The sequence below is a fragment of the Candidatus Woesearchaeota archaeon genome (genome assembly GCA_016928155.1).
In the GTDB taxonomy this organism is placed as follows: domain Archaea; phylum Nanobdellota; class Nanobdellia; order Woesearchaeales; family JAFGLG01; genus JAFGLG01.
The window spans coordinates 164,039-187,687 of sequence record JAFGLG010000009.1 but is presented as its reverse complement, the minus strand read 5'-3'; the positions used below and the strand labels follow the sequence as shown (position 1 = coordinate 187,687).

Here is a 23,649-nt window from a genome sequence, read left to right as displayed (position 1 = left end):
TTCAAGAACATCATAGCTCCTTGACCTGGGAACATTAGCGATATCAGAAAGCTCACCAGCAGTCGACACACCCCTCGACAACAACGCTGTCCACAGTTTGCTTTCGTATGAATTTAAGCCAAAATCTTTGAGTTTGTTCAAAAATTCTTTCTGCACAATCATTTTATCAGCCCGCACAAGTTATTGGAGAGTCTATCCCCTCTATAATCAATCAGGAAATCCCTTTTTTATTGCAAAAATGACCTAAGACCTCTTTGTTATGGATATACTTTTCTCACTGGAATTGACTATGAGAGAGGGTGTGCCCCTATATAAATGTTTCGTTAACGTACCTATTCTCCAGTAGCAAAAAATTGGTTAAATAGCATATTACAACCCCGAAAAATAAAAAAGACAATATTATATGCCAAAATAATCAATAGAGGTAATTTATCTGATTATTAAGCAAAAAGAAAGACAAAAATCGCTTTGAATTAATCATTATTTCATTTTTTGATATTTTGTAATAATTTCTTTTGTATTTTTGTATTTATTTTGTAAGGATCAGGGTGTTGGGTTATCATCTGGGATACTTATTGGAGCCATATCACCATATTGTTGTATTTTGTCATATTGTTTTTGTATTATGATCCGGGTATTATATGCTGTATCATGATTTGGGGATAGTCCCCTGCCGTGATTGATCACGGTATGCTCAGGATATATTAAGTATATTGAAATTAATTAGGAGATTATGCGCGGGTTGAAGTGGATCATTATGTTGGGTGAATCATTATGTTTGGTAGATTATTATGTTGTATAGAGAGTTTATAACATTTGAGAGTTTATTATATTTTATAGGGATAGTATTTGGTCTTGGCGGGCTTTCTTATCCGAACCATCTGCCGAGCCCTTGCTGCTTTTCCTTTTCCTTGCCGAAGACCCCGTCCACTCTTCTTTGGAGCAGGTCTAGTGTCTGCTTGAGATATATGGGTACATTGTACTTTGAAGCCAGGCTCAGGCTCGGTTCAAGATATTTGATTATTGATCCTTCAGAGATTGTGAATATTATGTCGCCGCCGCAGTTGGTGCATTTCCCTGAAAGGGGCGGTCTCCTGAATTTTTCATTGCATTTGCCGCATCTGAATTTCTGTGTTGAGAATTTCCTGAGATTCCCTTTTATGTCTTTGAGGAAATGCTTCTCTATCACAAGCCGCGCGACATCACCGACGTTCACTGCCCTTATCTTCTCAGCCAGCTCCATCTGGCCTTTCATCTTGTCTTCCATGGTCGGGATTGTCTTGTATGAGCTGACTCGAACCCCGAGATTGAAGTCTGTTGTGTCATGGGTGAAACCCATCTTTTCATACTGCTTTTCTGTCCCCAGCCTGTGCTTTATCTGATCTATCTTGACTTCCCATGGATACTTGTATTCCAGTGCTGCATGATAGAGCTCGAGAGGGTATTCATAAGCGACATCCATTCCATGCACTTCATCATCTATCTCAGATGGTATGAGCGTGCTTGTCAGTACGAGCGGTGCATCCATTGTCCTCGACCCCCTCTTGTCAGGGAGGAAGCTTCTTGAGAAATTCAGCAGGGAATCCATGAGCATCATGACGCAGGCCTCGTCCCCGTCGCAGTTTCTTCTCATTGCTGCATGCATCATGGGGTGGCAGAACATGCCCTGTGTATTTGAGAATCCTATGATCCTGCCGAGTATCCCGGCTGATGTGTGGGGCGCTAGGCCGACAATCAGGTGCCCGATCAGGTCATGCTTGCTGTTCAGGTTATAGAATCTTGGCAGGCGGTAGAGCTTCTCGAGCAGGTCGTCGATATAATTGCAGACATTGAGGAGTGTATCATCCGCTTTGTCATCTGGGCTTGTGTCGCATGATGGGAGTATTATGTCCTGGGGGAGCAGCTCAATTATCTGGTTCTTGTCTGTGAGCTCTTTTCCGTTTATATCTCTTGTGTAGCCCAGTTGCTTCAGTTTCTCTATTGGCGCCCTGATTTCCCTGGGTTTGAAATGGGTTATGGGCATCTCTATCATGTCATATCTTGTTGTGCCGTCCTTGTTGACATATATCCTGTTCTCTGCTCTGAGTATGCCTTTTATCGGGTGCTCTGGCACATGGTCCCTGTTGCTCGTTCCCTTGACCCCTTTTATCATATCAGGGTAATTTTTTGTCTTTATCTGTTTCAGGAATTTGTCGAAGTATGCCTTTATGTCTATGGATTTTGTCACATGGCTTGTATTGTCGCCGTGTTTTTTGCACTGCTTCTCGTCTTGGGGCCCGCAGACATTGCATAGGTGCTTCTTTTTGGTCTTCGCGCCGCAGTCCTCGCACACTGAGAATATTGTCTCTTTTTCGCATTTCTCGCAGAGGAATATCGGGAAGTCTGCTGTGATCCGTCCTGCTGCCATCGCAGCCTGGAAAGATCTCATCCTCCCGCCTTCTTCGCCGACAGGGAAGAGCACATGGGGGCTCCCTTTGAGTTTTCGCATTTTCGCCTTCTCAGGCCTCCCCATCCTGGAGCCGATGAATGTTCCTGATTTGTCCATTATTTTCATTTTGGAGATTTTGTTTATTGTGCTGAGGACATCCTCGCTTGTTTCATCCGTGGCAGCTCCCGGTTTTCCCCGCGTGAATCCCAATGAGTGGAGCAGTGCCTTTGCGTCGTCTTTCTCTATGACGATGAATTCATTGTTGACGAGCATATGGGGTATGCCTATCTTCTCCAGGTGCCTTTTGCTTTCTGATTTCTGGAGGATGATTTTCTCTATCTGGTTGTTTTGTATCTCTGTCCTGCCGTGGTCCAGCCAGGAGATCAGCTCTGCAAGGTCTTCTTTCTTCAGCTCCTTCCAGTGGTATGTGAATCTCGGATGCAATGGCACCCCGAGTTTGCTTGATATATGATGGGCTGTGTTGAAGTCTATCCTGTGTTTTGTGTTCTTCATTATGCTGGTCAGGGTGCCGTGGTTCATGTCGAGGTATTCTGCCAGCTTTTCTATGTCCAGGCTTCCGAACATGTTCACTGTCGCCCTTTCCATCTCTCTTATGTGCCATTCTTCACAGTATCCGGCCGGCACGAGGACATGGTTGTTCTCTGAAAAATCCCCATAGTTGACTAGTATGTCGCCGAGAAATATTATCTCTGAGACCTGGTCACGCAGTTGTCTCGCCTGTGATTCGCTTTCGACAAGGACCACAGAGCCGTTGTCTAGGCGGATTATCGGCCCTTCTATCGTGTCGCATGGGCTTATGACTGTTGCTTTGCCCGGCCTTTCCACTTTCAGCTGTGTGCCTGTGGCTATGTAATTGTTGAGCAGCACCATTGTCGCCGGATGGAGGCAGTCTGCTGCAAACCCGCTTGTCCTTGATCTCCCGTATCTGAGCCTGAAACCCCCTTTCTGGAGAGGATAGCTGAGCACAGGCCTGCCTGCCACGAGGTCCTTAATGTAAGTGTAGTTTGGGGTTATCCCTTTTTCCTGTTTTTCCCGCACTACGCCTTTTGCTTTCATTGTTTTCTGGAGCTCTAGGAAACCTTCGAGGAAATCCCATTCTAGACCGTATTCCTTGCCCCATTCTTTCAGCCTTTTCCATAGCTTCGGTGATTTCTGCGCTATCCCCTCTGCGAGGACAAGGCACATCCCGCCTCTGAGCCTGTTTGTCTCTATTCTCGGCAGGTCTTTGTAGTTTGACACTTCCAGTTCTTCGGTCGGGTCGCCGTTTATCTCTACACCCAGGTTCCTGACGATGAACTCGACTTCCTTCTCGGATGGAAAATATTGTAGGTTTGTGATTCTTTCATGGTAATCCAGTATCTCCATCACGCTTCTCTTTATCTCTGGCTCTTCAGGATCGTACCTTTCATAACCCATCCTTTTTCTCACATAATCGGCGATTATGACAGATACTGCTCCTGCTGTGCCTCCTGCTGCTCTTATCGGCCCTGCGAAGAATAATGACAGGTATTTCTTCCCGTCCCGTCTTGACTTTTCTCTGAGCTCTATGAATCCTTCGAGCGGTGCGGCGATCACGCCAAGGGTTATGTAGGCCAGCCCCACCCGTATCCCGACTTCAATCGCTTCTTTTTGTGATGATGCCTTGAAATATTTCTGCTTTGCGACCTCCTCTGCCACGATCATGGCGACTCTCCAGTCCAATGATCCGAATTTCTCTTCCAGCTGTCTTATCCTCTGCGCCACACCTGAGCCGAGTATCTGCTGGCACACTGCGCTTATGAGGCCTTCCACTCTTTCTGCTATATCCTTGGCGAGCGGTATGTTTACTTTGTCTTCAGGATCATATCCCTTGGACCTCGCTTCCTGGGCGAACTCATACGATCTTCTTAGTTCGTCATTGAGCTTGTCGAAGTATTGCTGGACTTGTTGGCTGGCTTGCATTTTAGAATTTCAGTATCTTCGCCTCCCGCGTCTGCAGGTCCACGATAGGGACTCTTGCCGGCTGGGGCTTCAGTCCTACCTTTTCTTGGTAGTCTGTCTGTGATACCCAGCACGAGCTGTTTATTATCGTCACATTGCGGTAATTGGCGACCGCTGTCCTGTGTATGTGCCCTGACACGAAGAAGTCCGGCACCTTGTCTATGACAAGTGGGTCTTTGCCTGTGTCTGGTATGTAGAGTGTCGATGTGTGGGTGGGCGCAAGGTGCCTCCTCTGGAGGAGGAATCTCATTATGAGATCCGGTCTTTCCATCCCGCCCTGCAGCCTTATTGATTCCACATTGTCGCCGTAGTATGTGAAGCTGAATCCGTGGTACATCAGGACATCGAAGCCCGGGAATCCTTTGCTCTTGTGGATGTTTATGCAGCTCGGGTTTGACACCATATGCACATTTTTCATTTCGTAGAGTGGTTTGGCGAAATCCATGTAGAGTGGGGGTTGTGGTTCTGCTATTCTCATTGCGTCGTGGTTTCCCGGGCATATGATGATGCTGATGCTGCTTGGTATCTGCTTGAGGAACACTGAAAGGGCTTCATATTGCGCATAGATGTCCTTTATTTTCAGGTCATTCTCCTGCCCGGGGTAGATGCCGACACCTTCCACCAGGTCCCCGATTATGAAAAGATATTTTATTTTGGATGAGATGGCTTTCTGCCCGTCATTCCCGATTTCCCCCCTGATCCATTTGATGAACCTTTCGAGGTTCTCTTGGAGGAACACGTTTAGGCCGAAGTGTAGGTCGCTGATGAATATGGCATATGTCTGGTCGGGGCTCTTCTTGAGCTCCTTTGTCAGGGGGACATCAGGGTAGAAGATGCTGTTGCCGAATATGATGTCTTTTGAGAATACGCCCACGACACCCACCACCTCATCAAGGCAGGTGTTCGTCGCTGTCTCGAATTGCTCTGGCTTGTTCTTGTTTATTATTGTTTTTATTGTGCCTGTCGGGTCTTCGATTGTGAACATCCAATTGCCGTTCTTGGAGAGTCTTTTTTCTGTGACAAGGCCGATGATTGAGACTGTGTCCTTCTCTTTTTTCATGAACAGCTTGTTTATTGATGTTGAGTTCTTGAGCTCTTGCCTGCCTAACAGCAGGTTCCTGATTGCCTCATATCTGTTGTTTAGGTGCTTTACAAAATCCTGCACCTCGATCTTTCTTGGGACAGTCTGGTGAGACACGGTTATCTCGACGCCTTGGGAGTTCTCCGGGTTCTTTTCAGCTGTCTTTATTGAGCTGAGCGCCTCCTTGTATGCGCCGAGGTTTTTCTTCTTCTCCAGGCCGGCCTTGAGTTTTTCGACTCCTTGCCAGTCCATCTCAGCGCCCGGATCCCTTTTGAGCATCTCCATGACCTCATTGTCCAGAAGGAGCATGTTTTTTCCGTTTATTTTTTCCTTGAGGGTCTTGAGGTCTTCTTGGCTTAGCTTCTGGGCTAGCTCTTTGCTGATGAGTATCCCTTTTTCCAAAAAATATCTTATTATCTCTTTTTTCGGTTCCATTTTGCCTTAATATCTTATCAGGCCGAGTTCTTTCTCTAGAATTTCTCTGAATTTCTGGTTTGCTTCGTCTGGTGTTGCGAGTGTGATCTCTCTTGTCCTTCCGTATCTTCCCTTAGAAATTACTTTTGCGTTGATTATCCCGAGCATGTCGAGTTCTGCGATTATGTCTGACAGTCTCCTCTGTGTTAGGGGTCTTAGGCCGAGTTGGTTGCATATCCTCTTGTAAATTTCGTATATGTCTCCTGTGAATATCTGTCCGTTCTTATTGAGTGATATGTGGAATATCGAATAGAGGGTAACCTGGAACTGCTTCGGCTGCGTCTTTATTATCTCCACTATCCTGTCCCGTTCTATCTTGTCTTCTGCTTCGTCTATATGCTCTATCTGGACCTTTGTGTGGCCTTTTCTCTCGCATATCTCTCCTGCGACCCTGAGGAGCTCGAGGGCTCTCCTGGCATCCCCGTGCTCTCTTGCTGCGTAAGCGGCGCACTTCTCGACCACTCCTGAGCTTATTGTGCTTTCCTTGAATGCCTGCCTTGATCTCTGGTACAGTATATCCTGGAGCTGCATCGCGTTGTAGGGTGGGAAATCCTGTTCTTCTTCTGACAATGAGCTTTTTACTCTTGGATCGAGCGTGTCGGTGAACATGAGGTCATTGGATATGCCGACAATCGTTATTTGCGAGTTTTCCAGCTCAGGGTTGACTCTTGTGAAATTATATAATATTTCGTCGCCTGCCTTCTTGACCAGCTGGTCTATCTCATCGAGTATTATTATGAGAAGCTGTTTTTTTGAGTCCAGTATATTGAAGAATATCTTGTACACCTCATCTGTCGGCAACCCTGTGGGGGGTATCTCTCTCCCGAGATCTTTGATTAATTGCGCGACAAGGCGGTATTCTGTGTCAGCGACCTTCTTTAGTTTGCAGTTTATGTATGATACGCGTAGTGGGATGTTCTGTTTTTTTGCCACTTCAAGGAGCTTGTTGAGGGTGTATTTTGTTGAGAGTGTCTTCCCTGTTCCGGTCTTCCCGTAGATGAATAGGTTGGATGGCTTCTCTAATCTCAGGCTTGGTGCCAGGACATTTGCTATCTGTTCTATCTGCTGCTCTCTGTGGGGCACTGTCTCTGGTGTGTATGATGCTTGGAGTATCTTTTTATCTTTGAATAATGGCTCTTTTTCCAGAAATGATTCAAAAAATCCCCCCAACCCTTTTTGCTTCATTTTATTTCCACTCGAAACAAAGGTATATAAATCTTTTGTTTGGGTGTTTGCTTTTCCCCATAACAGCCTGAGATATTATTATTGATAGTTTTAAGACTTTTTCATATATTATGGTGCTTGGTTTTTAAGGGGGGGACTGACCCCTTCATTTCCATTGGAATATGTTTTTTATCTGGTGTTTTGAGTGGTATTTTGTCAGGTTTAGATTTTTGTCAAATCCGCACCATATATTACAGGAGGTTGTTTGTGGATGAGATATAATGGGATAATCGGCAAATGTTTGATATGTAAGAAATGATTGGTTAGAATTAATCAGTTCTAAGCACTATATCTATACATGTGGAATCTGTTTTAAAAATCTGTTTTATATTATTATATTTTATTTATTCTATTATACTTTTATTATAATATATAATATATTATATATATTCATAATGGATCTAATCATTGTTTAATAGCAGGATAGATATTTGTAGAATCTCTTGTTTGCTGTTATTCCGCAACGTCCCCCAACACTCAATACTCAAAATTTTCTTTTTTTGTTTGTTTTTTTGTTTGCTTGTTTGTTTTTTATTATATTATTATATTATTTATTTTATTATATTATATTATTATATTATATTATTATATCTTGTTTTCTATATAGTAAATAATAAATAAAGAAAAAAAAACTATAAAAAATCAGATAAACAAGAAATCATAAATAAAAAATTATATTTATATGATAATAAATAATAATGGATAAGAACGTTGTTTTTGACTCGGATTCTGGATTTTTATCTGAAATTTTTCTATCCCAAGATTTTCCATCACCTATCAAGGGGTCAGTGTGTCAGACAGGTAAGGGTCAATATGATGTTAAGGTTCATAAAAAAATAAGAACGCATAAGACTGATAGAGGATAAGACTTTTGGATATAAAACATGTGTATCAAGGGCGCTCTGCCCGGAATCTTGCTAACGCTCGGGTTAGTGGCTTCAAAGTCTCTGTTAAAACCAATCCAAAGCTGACATTTCCCGTAGGGAGCTTCCCCTTTGTCAGCCAGAAAATCACTCATTAGGACTTTGACTTGATGCCACTAACCTACATTCCGGGCAGAGCCGTATCAAGAAATATCTGATCAGAAGCTGGCTTTCACGACATGTTTGTAACCGCATGCCTGGCATTTGAGGAAGGTTATGCCCCCCTCTTTCTTGAGGATAGTATCTGGCTTTTTGCATTCTGCGCAGAACACAAACTCATAGGCATATTGTTTTATTTTTTCATTGATCCTGTTGGCTGATACCTTGCTTCCGAACACCACCTCATTTTTCCTGATGTCACCGGGCGTTCCCAGTTCTTTTAGTACGAATTTCAGGACATGTTCTGGTTTTCTGTTCAGCGCATCTGCTATCTGGTTGAAATTGCTGATTATTGTCTTATTGCCTTGGATATGGCCCATTACATTCGGGATTTCAAATCTTTCACCCTTGTCCATCTCCTTTGGGAGGTTTTCTATGGCCCTATCAAGAAGCTTTTCATAATCCATCCCTATCCGGAAATTCAATCTATTTATATAATTAACCGAAATTTTCAATGTAAAGATTTATATATAAATATTTAAAAGGCTTATACATGGTCCTCGAATCTTTTGCCAGCCCATTTTCAGCTGAGAACAGTCCTAAGCGTATTTTTTTTCTGGGTGTTGTGTATTATTCTGTTGCCCTTTTCCTCTCTCTCTGGATTTTCAAGCAGCATGCATCTTTGATATCTGTCTTCTTCACTGTCACTGCTGCGATCCCGCTGATGTACAACACACTGAAGTATGAGGAGCAGAAGGATATAGAGCTTGGTGATGAGACGCAGATACTCAAGCAGCATTCAAAAGCCCTCTATTTTTTCATGATGCTGTTCTTCGGCATAACCCTTGCAGCATCTGTGTGGTATGTGGTCTTGCCGTCCGGCTTGGCGCAGAGTGTATTCTCTGTGCAGACAGATACCATAAATCAGATAAACACTGCTGTCCAGGGGCATGCTGTCGGTAATTACAGGACTTTCACTGTCGTATTTTTTAATAATGTGAAGGTCTTGACATTTTCTATGCTTTTCTCTTTCCTATATGGCGCCGGGGCGATTTTTATCTTGACATGGAACGCCACTGTCATCGGTGCTGCCATGGGCAATGTGATGAGGCTCGGCCTGGCCGATATGGCTCACAAGATCGGTCTGGAGAAGGTCACAGGTTATTTTCACGTTTTCTCTTTTGCGGTGCTGAGATATGCGGTCCATGGTATTCCTGAGATACTTGCGTATTTTGTAGGTGCCCTTGCCGGGGGTATTATCTCTGTTGCTGTCATCAATCATGATTTTGGCACCAAGAGATTTGAGAAGATTGTGCTTGATACATCCGATCTTTTGATTATCTCCCTGTTGCTCCTGCTTGTTGCTGCTGTGCTCGAGGTCTGGGTCACGCCTATTCTATATTGAGCCAACCGATTATCTATGGTTATTTTTATGACTGTCTATATGTGCACTCACATCTTATCCTGTTCTCATCGCAGAGGTTGTTTTTGTATGCAAGCCCCATTGATGTGCACTGGTTTTGGCATTTCTCTGTATCTGTCTCTTCGCTTTCGCATTCATATGTGAGCTTCCATGAGAGCAGATAGTCATCTTCTTTGTAGCACCCGCAGTTTATCATGTCCATGCCTGGATTTGCATCCTTGCATTTGTATTCTGCATACCTGTTCTGTAGGCTTGCCACGCAGAAGCTTTCACAGAACTGTGCCTTTCCGCTTATAGTCGTCTCCGGGATTGTTGAGCATGGCCTGTCGATTTCAACCCAGTATATCTCTGCGTCAGGCACCGGGTTTGTATCGTTTCGGGGTATCACAGGTACTGGCGCACAGGCTGATATGATGATGCCAAGAAGCAAGATCAGTGGTATTATGATTCTCATATTGGATAGATTTAGATTGGAATATTTAAATTTAATGAAAAAATAAAAAATTAAGCCATTGCCAGGAACAATGGGGCAAAGACAACTGCAACAATGCTCATCAGTTTGATGAGTATGTTGAGCGAAGGCCCGCTCGTATCCTTGAAAGGATCCCCCACTGTATCGCCCACAACAGCTGCCTTGTGCGTGTCGCTGCCCTTTCCGCCGAAGTGTCCTGCTTCTATGTATTTCTTGGCATTGTCCCAGGACCCTCCTGAGTTTGCCATGAATACTGCAAGCAGGAATCCTGTCGCTATTGCTCCGGCAAGCATGCCTCCCAGGGCTTCCACTCCGAGTGTCAGTCCAACCAGGATAGGTGCCAGTATTGTTATCATGCTCGGGAGGATCATTTCTTTCAGGGCTGATCCTGTGCTTATGTCGACGCATCTTTTGTAGTCAGGCTTCCCTTTTCCTGTCATGATGCCCTTTATGGTCTTGAACTGCCTTCTCACTTCATTGACCATCTTGTATGCTGCTTTTCCGACTGCGCTCATTGTCATGGCAGAGAAGATGAAGGGCAGCAGCGCTCCTATGAAGAGACCGATGATGACTGTCGGCGTGTTCAGGTTTATTGTTGTTATTTTTGTTATTTCTGAGAAGCTGACGAAAAGTGCCAGTGCTGTCAGGGCTGCTGATCCTATGGCGAATCCCTTGCCGATGGCTGCTGTCGTGTTCCCGACTGCATCAAGGGATTCTGCTCTTTTCCTGGCCTCTCCCCCCATTTTTGCCATCTCTGCTATGCCGGCTGCATTGTCTGCTACAGGACCATAGCTGTCGCTTGCCAAGGTCATGCCTAATGTGCTCAGCATTCCGACAGCTGCAATGGCGATCCCATATATCCCGCCGAAATGATAAGAGAGGTATATTGCTGAGCATATCGAGAGCACCGGTATGATTGTGCTCATCATGCCGTTTGCCAGCCCGCTTATTATGTTTGTTGCAGCTCCTGTCTTTGATGCCTCTGCGATTCTCTGTGCTGGTTTTTTGTCATTTGAGGTATAATATTCTGTCGAGAGTGCTATTATTATGCCTGATATGAGCCCGCATAGTATTGTCCAGAAGAGATTCAGCTGTCCGGTCATGGTCTTGACTATGAAATATGAGAAGACGATCATGAGTCCTGATGATATGAACATGCCCAGGTTCATCGAGACATGCGGTTTGATGTTGCCCAGTCCGACAAAGAATATGCCTATTATTGATGCGAGTATTCCTGCCCCTGCCAGCACCAATGGCAGCAGTGCTCCCTGGAATGCGGAGAATGCGACTCCCAGCACCATTGCTGCGATGATTGAGTCCACATAGCTCTCGAATAGGTCTGCTCCCATCCCTGCTACATCCCCTACATTGTCGCCTACATTGTCTGCGATGACTGCCGGGTTTCTGGGGTCGTCTTCTGGTATTCCTTTCTCTACTTTGCCCACTAGGTCTGCTCCGACATCAGCTGCTTTTGTGTAGATGCCGCCGCCGACTCTTGCGAATAGTGCGATTGATGATGCCCCGAAGCCGAATCCGTAGATTATCTGCGGGTCCTTGAAGACCAGGTATAGTATTGTGACACCGAGAAGGCCGAATCCCACCACTGACAGGCCCATGACAGCCCCGCTCCTGAATGCGACTTTCAGGCCTTCTTTCATGCTGTTCTTTACTGCGAATGCTGTCCTCGTGTTGGCCATTGTCGCTATTCTCATGCCGAGATTTCCTGCCAGTGCTGACAGTATTGCCCCTGCTATGAAAGCTATTGCGAGTTTCGGGTCCAGCAGGAACCATAATACTGCGGTCACGATTATCAGGAAGACAAGGAGCACCCTGTATTCCTTGTTGAGGAATGCCATCGCGCCTTCGTGGATGGCTTTGCTTATGTGCTGCATCTCTTTTGTGCCGGCATCCTTTCTCTTTATGCTCATCGCCAGCCCAAGAGACACTATCAGTGATAGTACGCTTATTCCGATAACATATTCTATCAATATAACCACCTCATTCTAAGACTTTGACTTTTCCTGGTTGTATCTCGAATATCTCTCCGTTCTCTAGCAGTCTCTGCAGAAGTTCTTCTGTGTTCTCATGTTTTTGCATTATCCTTTCGTATGCCACCCCGTCGCCCTGGTCGAGTGACCGTATGGTTTTAATTATATCTTCTACTTTTGGGCTTTGGGGGTTTGTCTCTGTTTCCTCTGTATGTGTTTCTATCTGCTCTTCTTTTATCGCCTCTTTTTCTGCTTTTTCATCTGCTTGTTCCATGAACCAGTATTTTTTTGCCTCAAAGATCTTTATCTCTGCGTTCCTTATGTCCACCATGTCTTTTTTCATTTTCTTTGTGCTCTCTTCCGCGATGTATCTTTCATTTCCGTACTCTCTCGGTCTTCCGATGACATTTATGATATCTCCGATTTCATAGCTGTCCGGGTTCCATTTCTCATTGAAGCTTCTTATGCTGATCCTTCCTGTGCCGTCATCTATTATTATGCTCCTGTACTTGTCATCTGTCTCTGGCTTTGACACCACGACTCCCATCACACTGGCCCTTGATGCTTTTTTTCCATATGCAGCCACATAGTTGGGTTCCCACCCTTCCCCTTTTATGTATGCCCCGGCGAGTATGCTGTTTATCTTTAGCTTGTATGCTGTTTGTCTTGTGAACTGCTTTTCCATTTTTATCCATCTCAGATCTTCTGTATGAATCCTCTTCGTGGCTCGAATATGTCCCCGCTTCTTTTGAGCTTCTCGATGACTTCTTCGACTGTCTCTTCATCTATGCCTTTCTCTCCTGCTTCCTTGACTATTGCTTCCATGTGTATGTTGTTCTTTCCGAGCTTGGCTTCAAGTTCAGAGATGATGTCTTTGATTGTGATGATCTTGCTTCTTTGCGATGCTGTCACACCTGTTGATATCCTGTCGATGTCTATCTTGCCTGTTTCCGGGTCTATGCCTATTTGGCTGAGGCAGTAGTGTACCAGCTCAATCGCTTTCTTTGAGTCCTTTTTGGTGACCTTGTCAGACAGCCTTGTCTTTGCGCTCGCTTCGGCAAGTCTAACCAGGGCTTCCAGCTGTCTTGCAGAGATTGGTATTGCTGTGACTCTCCCTTCCTCTATCCCAGAGCTTCTCATCTTCACATAATATTCCTTGATTTCCTCAAGTGCCACATCAGTCAGCTCAGGCCGGCATGTCTGTCTTGCATATGAGATGTATTTTCTGAGAAGGTGGGGTGATATCTCCGGCTCTTTTGTGATTTTTGCCTGGTGCAGCATGAGTATGAATTTTGCCATTACCTCATCCCTTTCTTTATCAGGGATATCCCTTATAGGGAAGATGAGGTCAAACCTGTTGACAAGTGTCATCGGCAGGTCTATCTGGTCTGCTATGTTTCCATAAGGGTCGAATCTTCCGAATTTTGGGTTTGCGGCTGCAAGGACTGATGTCTCTGCCCTTAGTGTTGCCTGGATGTTAGCCTTTGAGATTGTGACTGTCTGCTGCTCCAAGGCTTCGTGCATCGCGCTCCTGTCCTCTTTCCCCATCTTGTCCAGCTCGTCTATCATGCAGAATCCCCTGTTTGCCAGGACAAGAGCTCCTGCTTCCAGGCTCCATCCTTTCAGGAATTCGTCTTTGACAACTGCTGCTGTGAGGCCTGCTCCTGTCGCCCCTTTGCCTGTCACCCATCTTGCTTTTGGTGCTATTGCTGACACGAGTTTCAGCAGCTGTGATTTTCCTGCTCCGGGATCTCCCACAAGTAGCGTGTGCATGTCCCCCCTTGTTACCATCCCGTCTGGCCTTGTCTTCTTCACTCCGCCGAAAAGCTGGAGTATGAGCGCTTCTTTCACTTTTTCATGGCCGTATATCGAAGGCGCTATGCTTTGTGCGAGCCTTTTGAATATGTTCTTGTCCTGTGCGAGGTCGTTTATCTCTTTCTGTTCCTCTTCGCTTATCTGGATGTCGCTGAAGTCCTCGTCCACCGGCTCGATGTAGTTTCCTTCTATCATGAGGTCGAATCTTGTGCTTGTCCCGCCGGTCCTCAGTATTATCGGCACCTCTTTGACTATGCCGTTTATTATTATCTTGTTGCCTGGGTTTGTTTTCCTGTCTGATATCGGGCTCACCAGGTCGTCTTTGAGTATGACATTCATCCTCTTGGGCTGTGCTCCTCCCTCGAGCATTTCCGGGGCCTCTTCAAGCACGATCCCCTGTGCATCCACAAGGTCTTTCTCAGCGAGTATGAATTTTCCTTTTCTTCCGCAGCTGCATCTGGTCGGCTCCTTGAATGATGTTTCGAGCTGGAGCACGCTTATCACATTTCCGCAGCTCGGGCATTCGAATTTTGCTGTTGTTACTTGGGGTCTGACATCTGATTTCTGCCTGACCACGCCGATTATCTTGAATACTTTGTTTATATGCTTGCTCCTTATGTCCTTTATCATGATGTCCTGTGCCGAGGAGAGGTTTGAGACTCTGATCCTGAATTTCTTTATCTCTTCAGGAAGGTCGAAGTTCATGACTGCTATCTCTGCCGCCTTTATGACATCTTCAGGATAATCAAGCAGTTCGTCTGCCAGCTCAGGGTCGAATTTCGAGAGCTCTCCGAAGTCGATTGTGAGTGAGTTCAGCCCTTTCCTGGCATTCTCAAGAAGTTTGGCGAGGTAGTTCTGCTCCAGGAATTCCTCGAATTTCTTGACTTGTTCTGTCGGATCCAACTTCCCACCGTTTTTTATGTTTCTCTTTTTTTGCTTTCCTAATTAGCTGTTTGTCTGTATTTAAGGTATAAAAAGGCAAAATAAGTTTCTGGCGACTTTATTTTATGGCTTTGAGATTCTCTTTCAGCTTTTTCAGTGCCTCATGGACCTCTGCTTCGCTTTTTGTCCCTGTGCATACTACCTTCCCGTTTGAGAACAGGAGGAATGTCGCCTTTGCTTCTGCGAGCTTGTAGACAAGTCCCGGGAACTGCTCAGGTTCATACTCGGTGTTCTCGAGTTTCATCGCCAGCTTGTTCAGGTTGAGGTCCATTCCAACGCTTCCCGATGCCACTATGTTCTGTATGTTTATCTTTGGCGTGATTGTGATCTTGACATCGATCTTCTCAAGGCTCTTGATTATCTTCTTGATGCTCTCCTCGACTTTCTCCATTGATCGCGCCCCAGTGCACACGATTTTTCCTGAGCTGAAGATCAGTGCTGATGTCTTCGGTTCCTTTATCCTTATCACAAGTCCGGGGAACTGCTCAGGATTGTATTCTGTGTTCGACAGTGTTGCTGCCATCTTTTCCAATGGTATATCATGTTCAAGAGAAGTTGACACGACAATGTTCACGACTTTTATGTCATTTTTTTCTTCACTCATAAAAACACCCCGCGTTGATTGTTTTATTTTGTGTTCTATTATATTCTATTTTGATTGGTTAAGATGCCACCCCCCGACTGAAAACCCTTTAACCAATGAAATCATTATAAATGATTTATAAACCATTTAAAAAAGCCTTAATATTTAAATACTTTTATTTTTAAACAGGATTGTCTGAAACTATATTTTTTAAATGATATGCCCCCATGATTTCTCTTGGAAATTTGCCTTCTCAAAGCCTATATAAACGATATTTTGCATTTTAAGTTTTTTTCACAAATTCTTATCCATATATGAAATTAATTAATTTTGTGGCTAAATTTCCAGAGATTTTCCGTAAAATATTATTCAATATTGAAAATAAAAATTGTTTCTCTCTTTTCCCCCCTCCCCCAGCCAAAACCAAAATCTAATATACCTTCTGGTTCAGATCATCTTGTTCAGATCAGAAGATGTGGGACATGAAGGATATGGGATGTGAAGGATAGGGAATATGAAGGATATGAAATATGAAGAATGTGGGAGATAGGATGGATATGATGAAAGGCCAGGTATTGTCAGGGGAGTTTGGGAAGATTGTCCTGCGTCAGAAATCTGATCAGTCTCTTGAGCTTGGCGAGCTTCTTGTTGTTGATTCTGCAGGTTCTGCTGACTCTGCCGGTTCTGCAGGTTCTGCTGGCTCTAAGATTATCCTGCAGGTTTATGATCTTCTTTACGGGAGCCAGATATCCCAGCAGAATCTTGAGCTAATCTCTGGCCTTAAATTGGATGAAGGCGCAGATCTTGATTTTATGGATCCGTCATTGAGGAATTATCTTCTTGCTCTTGCCAAGCCTGTTGTGTCGATCACCAGTTCCAAGGCCAGGCTTGTCAAGGTCCTTCCTGATTTTTTTTCAGGTGTGCGTGCCATATCTCCTGGCGATTTCACTTTCTTGACCAAGCCGGAGAACTCGATATTCCTCGGCAAGCTGAGGTCTGGCTCCAAGACTCTTGACGTCGATATTTTTCTTCCGGGGGATAAGATTTTCTCGCATCATGTCCTCATACCAGCTACCACCGGCAGGGGCAAGTCTAATCTGACAAGCTGCATCCTGTGGGATGCAGTCGATAAGGATTACTGCGGCATCCTCGTCCTTGATCCTCACGATGAGTATTATGGCAGGACAAGGTTTGGCCTGAAGGACCACCCCCAATCCAGTAAGGTAATTTATTACACCGCAAGGAATCCTCCTCCTGGCGCAAGGACTCTTAAGATAAATGTCGAGAAGCTGAAGCCCCATCATCTTAATGGTGTTGTTTTCTTGTCTGATCCCCAGCATCAGGCCCTGAATATGTATTACAAGGTCTATGGCAGGAAGTGGATTGAAGCCATACTGCTCGAGAAGCCTGTCGAAGGGAGCTTCATGGAAGCAACTCTTGCTGTGGTCAAGAGGATCATCATTTCATTGCTGGACATCTCTTACAGCGAAGGCAGGTTCTTTTCAGGTCCTGTCTTTGATTTCAATGCCGGCGAGTCTACTGTCCCTGATATGATAAAGGAGCTCTCTTCATCAAACACGGTCATAATTGACACTTCCAGTTTTTCTGGGTCTGTTGAGCTTCTTATCGGTTCTTTGGTGGCATCCGAGGTTTTCTCCAGATATAAGCATTTCAAGGTCACAGGAGAGCTTGACTCGAAACCTGTAATCTCAGTTGTCCTTGAAGAGGCCCCTAGGGTTCTTGGCAAAGATGTTCTTGAGCGTGGCTCCAACATTTTTTCTACTATTGCAAGAGAAGGAAGGAAATTCAAGGTGGGTCTCACTGCGATCACCCAGCTCCCTTCCCTGATCCCGAGAGAGATCCTGGCCAATATGAATACAAAGATAATCTTGGGTCTGGAGATGGCTCCTGAGCGCCAGGCGATAATAGACAGTGCAAGCCAGGATCTGAGCACTGATTCGCGCAACATCGCTTCCTTGGATATCGGCGAGGCCATTGTCAGCTCTAATTTTGCAAGGTTCGCAATGCCAATCAAGATTCCTGATTTCAGGGATTTTGCAAAAGCCCGGGAAAAGCCCGATATCAAGCCTCCGTTTTAGGTTCTGCATCACAACATTAAAAAACAATGCTTCTTTTGTTCTTTAAAAGAGGTGATAAGGGTTTATGGAAGCTCATCTGGGTCTGTTGGAAAAGAAGGATGCTGGTTCTTATAAGAGGTATCTGGATGATGAGATTGACAGGATAAGTGTTTTGCGGGATGCTGTCAGCCATAGGATAGATGCTCAGATAATCGCCCGTCTGAAGAAGCTCGAGAGCATAAACAAGGCTGTTGAGGATTCGACAAAGGAGAACCTGATAGGTGCTTTACTCAAGGATTGCGAAGAGCTGAAGTCATCTTTTGATTTTTTCCTGCAGTCTGCCAATGTATTCAGGTCCTATTATTCCCGATGGTCTCAGGTTACCTCATCATTGAATAATATCTTGTCATCTTTGATGGCGCGGATCACTGCTCTGTCTTCATTCAGGATAGGTGCAACAAGGCCTTTTGCCACAAGGCGCTCTGTGCTTGAGGTGAAGTCTAAGGTAGCTGCGATTTTTTCTTCTTTTTCCAGCGGTGATGTCCAGTCTCAGAAGTCTCTTGTCGAGGTTCGCATGAATGATCTGGCAGGAGCAGCTGATGTTTTTTTGAGGGATCCCTTGATTAACCGGTATAAGTCTAACTCTCAGAAGCTTCCTAATGGGCAGTCAATTGTGTCATTACTGAATGTTTTTGCAGAGAACATGGCCCAGTTGCAGTCGAATGTGGATCTTTTCAAGGAAGGGTTTTCAAGCCTCAGTTCGTCCCTTGTTTCATGCGTGGATTCCAGGTCAAGGATGCTTGTCCTCATGAAGAGGATCTCTGATGATGTGTCAAGGCTGAATGCATATATTGCAGAAGACGACCATATGCTTGTGGATGAGAGGCAGCTTGTCAGGGATCTGGCCAATCAGCGCATCAGCATATTGGATCACAGGCTAGGTCTTTTCAATGCGATGATCGGTCTTCATCGCTCTGATCTTGATTATGAGAAGCGGTTTGTTGGTGCACTGGATGATATTCAAATCAAGCTTACTCAGACTTTTGTCTCTGATGATAATGATATCAGGAAGCTGAACTCCAGGATCGAGGATTTTCATGTGTTGTTCGAAGACATGGAGGGTTTGTTGAGATCCTCTTTCAATGCATCTCTTGAGCTTAAAGGTTTGTCTTCTTTGATAGTCACAGATGCCACCCAGAATATCACTGTTGTCAATCTTGGTAAGTTCTTTGGTCTGCTCAACACCAAGTTTGAGAATATTAGGTCATACGGTCAGAGGATAGTCACTTTGTTTTCTTTGCTGGATCAGGTTGGTGAGCAGCTTGATAAGCTGAACACACTCATTGTCGGGATGCGTCATATTATCTCTGCTCCGATCAATGATGAGGAGCTTACAGGCAGGTTAAGCAAAGAATTGGCAGATTTGACAATTAAAGGTCATCTGGTGCTTTCAAGATATCTCAATTTACATACATTTGCAGTCCAGAAATGATTTCTATGCATAATCCTGCAAATTCAGATGCATTCTCTGCCCTGACATCTCTGAGGATCATTGGTTCTGTGGATTTTTCAGGATTCTTATGGAATTCTTCTTCAGGTTCTTTGACTGTGGCACTTCTTGGATAAAGGTCTGCTGACTGATAGATGATTGTTACAGGCATTGCCTTTTTGCTTGCGTGTGCAAGGACTGCATGTGCTGTATAGGCCGCACTGAATGCATATCTGCGGAGCGGTGTTTCTCCTGTTTGGATCTGTACTGGTGCATACCCGATCGGTATTGCTGTTGATGCTCCTGTCCCCGCATTCACAATCAGGTCATGCAAAAATCCTCCCAGCCCGATCTCATTTTCCTTTTCTGTGACAAGCATATCTATGCTCGGGGGTGTCCCGTTTAAAGGCAGTTGTGTGATTTTTTTATAGAATTCTGTGCTGGCAAAATCCTCTCCCTATGCTTTCTTGAGATAAGCGCATGCCTCATCAGGCTTGTATATCCTGATCGTATCAGTCCCTGCCATGCGGGGTGGGATGGAGCCTTGTTTATATATATTATCAAACTTCATTCCATCTTTAGCTTCAATATTATAATTTACTCCATGCCATAAATCTATTTATATGCTGCTTTGTACGTCTTATAAGCATGAAATTCGCGCATTTGGCTGATATCCACATAGGCTCTTGGAGGGATCCCAAGATGAAGGCTCTTGGTTTGCAGTCTTTCATCTATGCAGTGGATTATTGCATTGTGGAGGCAGTTGATTTTGTCCTCATCTCAGGGGACATCTTCAATACTGCTATGCCTGGTCTGGATCTGCTGAAGGATGTCACCATCAAGCTCAGGCAGCTGAAGGACAAGGGCATTCCGGTTTATATCATCGCGGGCTCTCATGATTTTTCTGTTTCTGGCAAGACCATGCTTGATGTTCTTGAGGAAGCAGGCCTTTGGATGAATGTTTTGAAAGGCTCAGTGGATGAGGGCAAAAGGCTCAAGCTTGATTTCACCATTGATCTGAAGACCGGTGCAAAGATCACAGGCATGCTCGGCAAGGCCGGAACTCTCGAGAAGTCTTATTATGGGCTTCTTGCAAGGGACCATCTCGAGAGCGAGGATGGCTTCAAGATATTCATGTTCCATTCTGCGATCAATGAGTACATGCCTCAGGATCTGGCGATGATGGATTCAATGCCTCTCTCTTTCCTGCCGAAGCGATTCAATTATTATGCCGCCGGTCATGTCCATTATGTTTTCCAGAAGCAAGAGCCTGGTTATGGCCTGATCGCTTTTCCCGGTCCTTTGTTTCCCTGTAATTTCAGGGAGATGGAGAATCTGGGCCACGGCAGTTTCAATATCATCGAGAAGGTTGAGCAGGGCCTGAAGCTCACAAGGATCCCTGTCGAGCTCCACGAGTCATCTCTCCTGAGTTTTGATTGTGACAGGAAGAATCCTGAGCAGGTCAATCTCTTGCTTTCAGGCAGCATCCCTCTTGATTGCAGGGACAGGATTTTTCTGCTCAAGTTCAATGGTAGATTGTCTTCTGGCAGGATATCTGATATAAGGATTAAGGAATTTGCTGATTCTCTTTATGCTGGTGGGGCTTATTTTGTAATGCGCAGCACTTCTGCTCTCTCTTCTCCTCAGTTTGAGGAGATAAGGACCAAGGCCTCATCTGTTGAGCAGATAGAGGATGATGTCCTCAGGGAGCATTCGGGCAGTTTCCCAATGGATCTGTCCGGGCCCGAAACTGATTTCTCCAGGAGGATGCTTTCTATCCTTTCTGCTGAGAGGCTTGATGGCGAGAAGGCTTCTGATTTTGAGGAAAGGATCGACAAGGAGACTAGGGGATTTCTTAATTCATTAGGTCTTTTGAGATGATCACTGATATGCTGAGTATTGCCAGGAATGCTATCATGAATTGTGCGATGTTGTCTCTGGCATTCTTTGCCTTGTAGACTGTGATATCTTCCCTGTTTATGCAGTATTTGGTCGGGTATGGTTCTTGTCTTTGTGTAAGGCATTTCTGGGTTTCTTTGTTTTGGGTTTCTTTGTCTTGCATTATCTTGATCTCCTTTGTATAGTCATCGCTCGTCTTCCTGTCATCCCTTTTTATCTGCACTTTTATCTTGTAATCTCCTGCTTCTCCTGTGAACCTGTTTTCGAGCTGTATTGTCTTCTTTGTGCCCTTTTCGACAAGGATGCTCACCTTGTTGTCCTCTTTTTCACCTGAATAGACTTTGCTTCCTCTGTATACATAGCTCCACACCTCAAAGATGTGGTCTTCCTTGTTGTTGTTTATGGTTACATTGGTTTTGATATCTTCCTTGTGCTCATCTGCTGTTGTGTAGTTGAACCATATCTTGTTTGCATTTGTTTGCTGTGCTTTCTCTTCTGTTGTGCATGCAGGGCATTTTTCGCATTTTGGGCATTGTTCTTGCGGGATGTTTTGCGTGTAGCCTATGATTTTTTCATCATGTTCTTTTCCTGTATTGTTGCATAAGACATATAGTCGTGCTTTTATCATGAATATCTTCTCTCTTTCCTTTGGCTGATAGCTTTTTTTGTTTGTGTTTGTCGTATTCAGCTTCTTCTTGTAGGTCTTGTTGAAATGATCATCGATCCAGTATTCTATTATGTAAGGGAATTCTGTCAGGTTGCCTGATCCAAGCCCGAATTTGTAGCTGATCTTCTCATTCAGGAAAAAGGTCTGGTCAGGTATTATGCTTAGGCTTATGTTGCAGTTCTCTTTTGTTATGTCAGTCACATTTATCTCCTGTGCCAGTGATATGTTTGTTCCGGTTATATCAGCAGTGACATTGTATTGGCCGGGGTATCTGAAGTGGGCTTCTCCTGTCCCTTTTGTCTTGTATTTGTTGACCTCGATTGTGAACTGTCCTTTCTGTGTTTCATTCCGGTTTATCGGGCCATCCCCGATTATCGAATAGCAGACTGTGGCATTTGTGACATTGCCTCTGTTGTCTATCCTGAAGAGGTCTTCATACTGGTATTGTGTGTAATATTCTGTCTTCAGGAGTCTGATTGAGAGCTGCGCCCCTGTTTGCGGGATTATTGATAATGCTATGAATGCTGTAATCAGGACTATGATTATACTATGATCCTCCATGATTTTGTTGTATGCTTTTCCTGATTTAAATCAGATCAGAGAAATTGTGTTGTATTTTCAGAAGTGTCGCATATCATGCGATTGTGGTCAATGTGCTTCCTGTCTCGAACACAAGAATCCCTTCTATTATCCCTGCGATTATGAGCAACGGGATTATCACAAGCAGGAAGAATTTCAGGCCGCTGATGAACTCCTTTCTGTATGGATGCTTGTCTGCCTTGAACACAGAAAGGCCGACACTTAGTCCTGCAGTTATGGCGAGTATGAATGCAGGCACTTCGAATATGCCGTGCGGCAGGAGTCTGAGTGCGACCCAGAATCCAAGTTCCTCAATTTTTCTCGACGTTATTGCTCCTATGAGGTATGAATTGGTAGTCAGCACAATCAGCGGGTATATGATGGTGAATCCAAGGAGGAATGCGAGGATGTTGCTGATCAGGTTCTGTCTTATTATCATGATTATTGTCCCGATCATTGTCTTCCCTGTGACCATGCTGATTATTTCGCTCACGATCTGTTCCTGGATCCCTATCAGGATTCTGTCATATCCAAGGCCCAATATTGTGATTGCCCCGAATAGTGTGATGACAGGATAACAGATTTTTCTGTGTTCTTTGAAATATTTCCACTGATTTTTGTATTCATCCCCGATTTTTTGGATGTTCTTTTTCATCATGGTTGTTTGTCCATATTATTGCCATTAATTAACTTATCTTCTTATTTGTCATTACTTTTCAATACTCATAAACCTTTTAATAGGAGTGGGGGATTAATCATTATGGGGGATTTAAAAAATGGGCTTGTTGTCTTTTGCTAAAAAAAAGAGTGATACAGATGCTTCTATGCCTGATATGCCTGATCCGCATTCATATGATTCTCGCGGTTATGATTCTCATATGCTGAACCCGCCTAAGCCATCTGTGGTGAGCCAGATGCATCAGATGCCTATGCCCCCTCTTCCTCCAAAATCAGAATTTCAGCAGCAGCCTGTTCCGCAGCCTGTTTTTTCCCCTCCAAGATCAGCTGTTCCTCAGTCAACAGTCCCTCCCCCTCCAAAGGCATTTGTCCCTCCTGCACCAAGGATGGGGATGGCGCCGCCTGTTCATGCTACAGGGGCCATGCCTGATTTTTCTTCTGAAGTATCTCCTGTTTTGCAGGGGATCAAGCATGATTTCTCTGATCTCCATAAGCCTCAGAAGAAGATGCCGATCCCAGAGTCATTGAAGGATTCTGCTCTTCCTGAGCTTTCTTTGCCTGAAAGCAAGCCGGACAAGCAGAGGAAAGAGATCTCCGGTCCTGTTTATGTCAGGGTCGAGGCTTTCAGGAAGATTCTTGAGGATCTTGTCGTCATAGAGAATGATGTGAAGCAGTCTGAGGCTGTCATGATAAGGTTGAATGAGTTGAAGAATGAGAAAGACAGGCAGTTCCTTGTCTGGAAAGATGAGTTAGAGGATATACAGAGGAAGCTTGTCTTTGTTGATAATACTCTGTTTGAAAGGTGA

The 23,649-nt window shown here is 44.6% G+C and carries 18 protein-coding genes; 5 read left to right on the top strand and 13 right to left on the bottom strand.

Annotation, left to right across the window (positions count from 1 at the left end):
- From JW968_05840 to JW968_05820, 5 genes are all read right to left on the bottom strand, one after another.
- The coding region (locus tag JW968_05840; protein ID MBN1386465.1) for a helix-turn-helix domain-containing protein at positions 1 to 162 on the bottom strand (162 nt) is incomplete at its 3' end.
- Between the two features lie 706 nt (positions 163 to 868).
- Entirely contained in the window at positions 869 to 4,390 is a 3,522-nt protein-coding gene (locus JW968_05835; protein MBN1386464.1) for a DNA polymerase II large subunit, read from the bottom strand.
- Between the two features lies 1 nt (position 4,391).
- Complete coding sequence (locus JW968_05830) at positions 4,392 to 5,945, bottom strand: DNA-directed DNA polymerase II small subunit (GenBank protein ID MBN1386463.1); 1,554 nt, start codon at positions 5,943 to 5,945, stop codon at positions 4,392 to 4,394.
- Between the two features lie 6 nt (positions 5,946 to 5,951).
- Entirely contained in the window at positions 5,952 to 7,169 is a 1,218-nt protein-coding gene (locus JW968_05825; protein MBN1386462.1) for an ORC1-type DNA replication protein, read from the bottom strand.
- Positions 7,170 to 8,289: 1,120 nt separating this feature from the next.
- Positions 8,290 to 8,697: a translation initiation factor IF-2 subunit beta gene (locus JW968_05820; GenBank protein ID MBN1386461.1), complete on the bottom strand. Its 408-nt coding sequence runs from the start codon at positions 8,695 to 8,697 to the stop codon at positions 8,290 to 8,292.
- 86 nt (positions 8,698 to 8,783) lie between these two features.
- Between JW968_05820 and JW968_05815 the strand changes: the two genes are divergently transcribed.
- A complete protein-coding gene (locus tag JW968_05815; GenBank protein MBN1386460.1) occupies positions 8,784 to 9,635 on the top strand; it encodes a stage II sporulation protein M in 852 nt (283 codons plus the stop codon).
- Positions 9,636 to 9,660: 25 nt separating this feature from the next.
- Here the strand turns inward: JW968_05815 and JW968_05810 are convergent, their stop codons facing one another.
- The 5 genes from JW968_05810 to JW968_05790 form a co-directional block, all read right to left on the bottom strand.
- Entirely contained in the window at positions 9,661 to 10,107 is a 447-nt protein-coding gene (locus JW968_05810; GenBank protein ID MBN1386459.1) for a hypothetical protein, read from the bottom strand.
- 50 nt (positions 10,108 to 10,157) lie between these two features.
- Positions 10,158 to 12,113 (bottom strand): sodium-translocating pyrophosphatase, encoded by a 1,956-nt coding sequence (locus JW968_05805; GenBank protein MBN1386458.1) that lies wholly within the window; start codon positions 12,111 to 12,113, stop codon positions 10,158 to 10,160.
- A 10-nt stretch (positions 12,114 to 12,123) separates the two neighbouring features.
- Positions 12,124 to 12,798 carry a hypothetical protein gene (locus JW968_05800; protein MBN1386457.1) on the bottom strand — a complete coding sequence of 225 codons (675 nt, stop codon included), beginning with the start codon at positions 12,796 to 12,798 and terminating at the stop codon, positions 12,124 to 12,126.
- Between the two features lie 11 nt (positions 12,799 to 12,809).
- The gene (locus JW968_05795; protein ID MBN1386456.1) at positions 12,810 to 14,831 is read right to left on the bottom strand and encodes a minichromosome maintenance protein MCM; all 2,022 of its coding nucleotides are present in this window, start codon (positions 14,829 to 14,831) and stop codon (positions 12,810 to 12,812) included.
- 97 nt (positions 14,832 to 14,928) lie between these two features.
- A complete protein-coding gene (locus JW968_05790; protein ID MBN1386455.1) occupies positions 14,929 to 15,474 on the bottom strand; it encodes a TATA-box-binding protein in 546 nt (181 codons plus the stop codon).
- A gap of 530 nt (positions 15,475 to 16,004) precedes the next feature.
- On the opposite strand from JW968_05790, the gene JW968_05785 reads away from it, so the two are divergent.
- Entirely contained in the window at positions 16,005 to 17,552 is a 1,548-nt protein-coding gene (locus tag JW968_05785; GenBank protein ID MBN1386454.1) for an ATP-binding protein, read from the top strand.
- Between the two features lie 64 nt (positions 17,553 to 17,616).
- Positions 17,617 to 19,023, top strand: coding sequence for a hypothetical protein (locus JW968_05780; protein MBN1386453.1), 1,407 nt, complete (start codon positions 17,617 to 17,619; stop codon positions 19,021 to 19,023).
- Here JW968_05780 and JW968_05775 read toward each other — a convergent pair.
- Positions 18,992 to 19,399: a hypothetical protein gene (locus JW968_05775; protein ID MBN1386452.1), complete on the bottom strand. Its 408-nt coding sequence runs from the start codon at positions 19,397 to 19,399 to the stop codon at positions 18,992 to 18,994. The two genes, JW968_05780 and JW968_05775, sit on opposite strands and share 32 nt — an antisense overlap.
- Positions 19,400 to 19,668: 269 nt before the next feature.
- On the opposite strand from JW968_05775, the gene JW968_05770 reads away from it, so the two are divergent.
- Complete coding sequence (locus JW968_05770; GenBank protein MBN1386451.1) at positions 19,669 to 20,901, top strand: metallophosphoesterase; 1,233 nt, start codon at positions 19,669 to 19,671, stop codon at positions 20,899 to 20,901.
- Here JW968_05770 and JW968_05765 read toward each other — a convergent pair.
- Positions 20,876 to 22,147, bottom strand: a complete 1,272-nt coding sequence (locus tag JW968_05765; protein ID MBN1386450.1) for a hypothetical protein — start codon at positions 22,145 to 22,147, stop codon at positions 20,876 to 20,878. The genes JW968_05770 and JW968_05765 overlap by 26 nt on opposite strands.
- A 73-nt stretch (positions 22,148 to 22,220) precedes the next feature.
- Positions 22,221 to 22,823: a stage II sporulation protein M gene (locus JW968_05760; GenBank protein ID MBN1386449.1), complete on the bottom strand. Its 603-nt coding sequence runs from the start codon at positions 22,821 to 22,823 to the stop codon at positions 22,221 to 22,223.
- Positions 22,824 to 22,989: 166 nt separating this feature from the next.
- On the opposite strand from JW968_05760, the gene JW968_05755 reads away from it, so the two are divergent.
- Complete coding sequence (locus JW968_05755) at positions 22,990 to 23,649, top strand: hypothetical protein (protein MBN1386448.1); 660 nt, start codon at positions 22,990 to 22,992, stop codon at positions 23,647 to 23,649.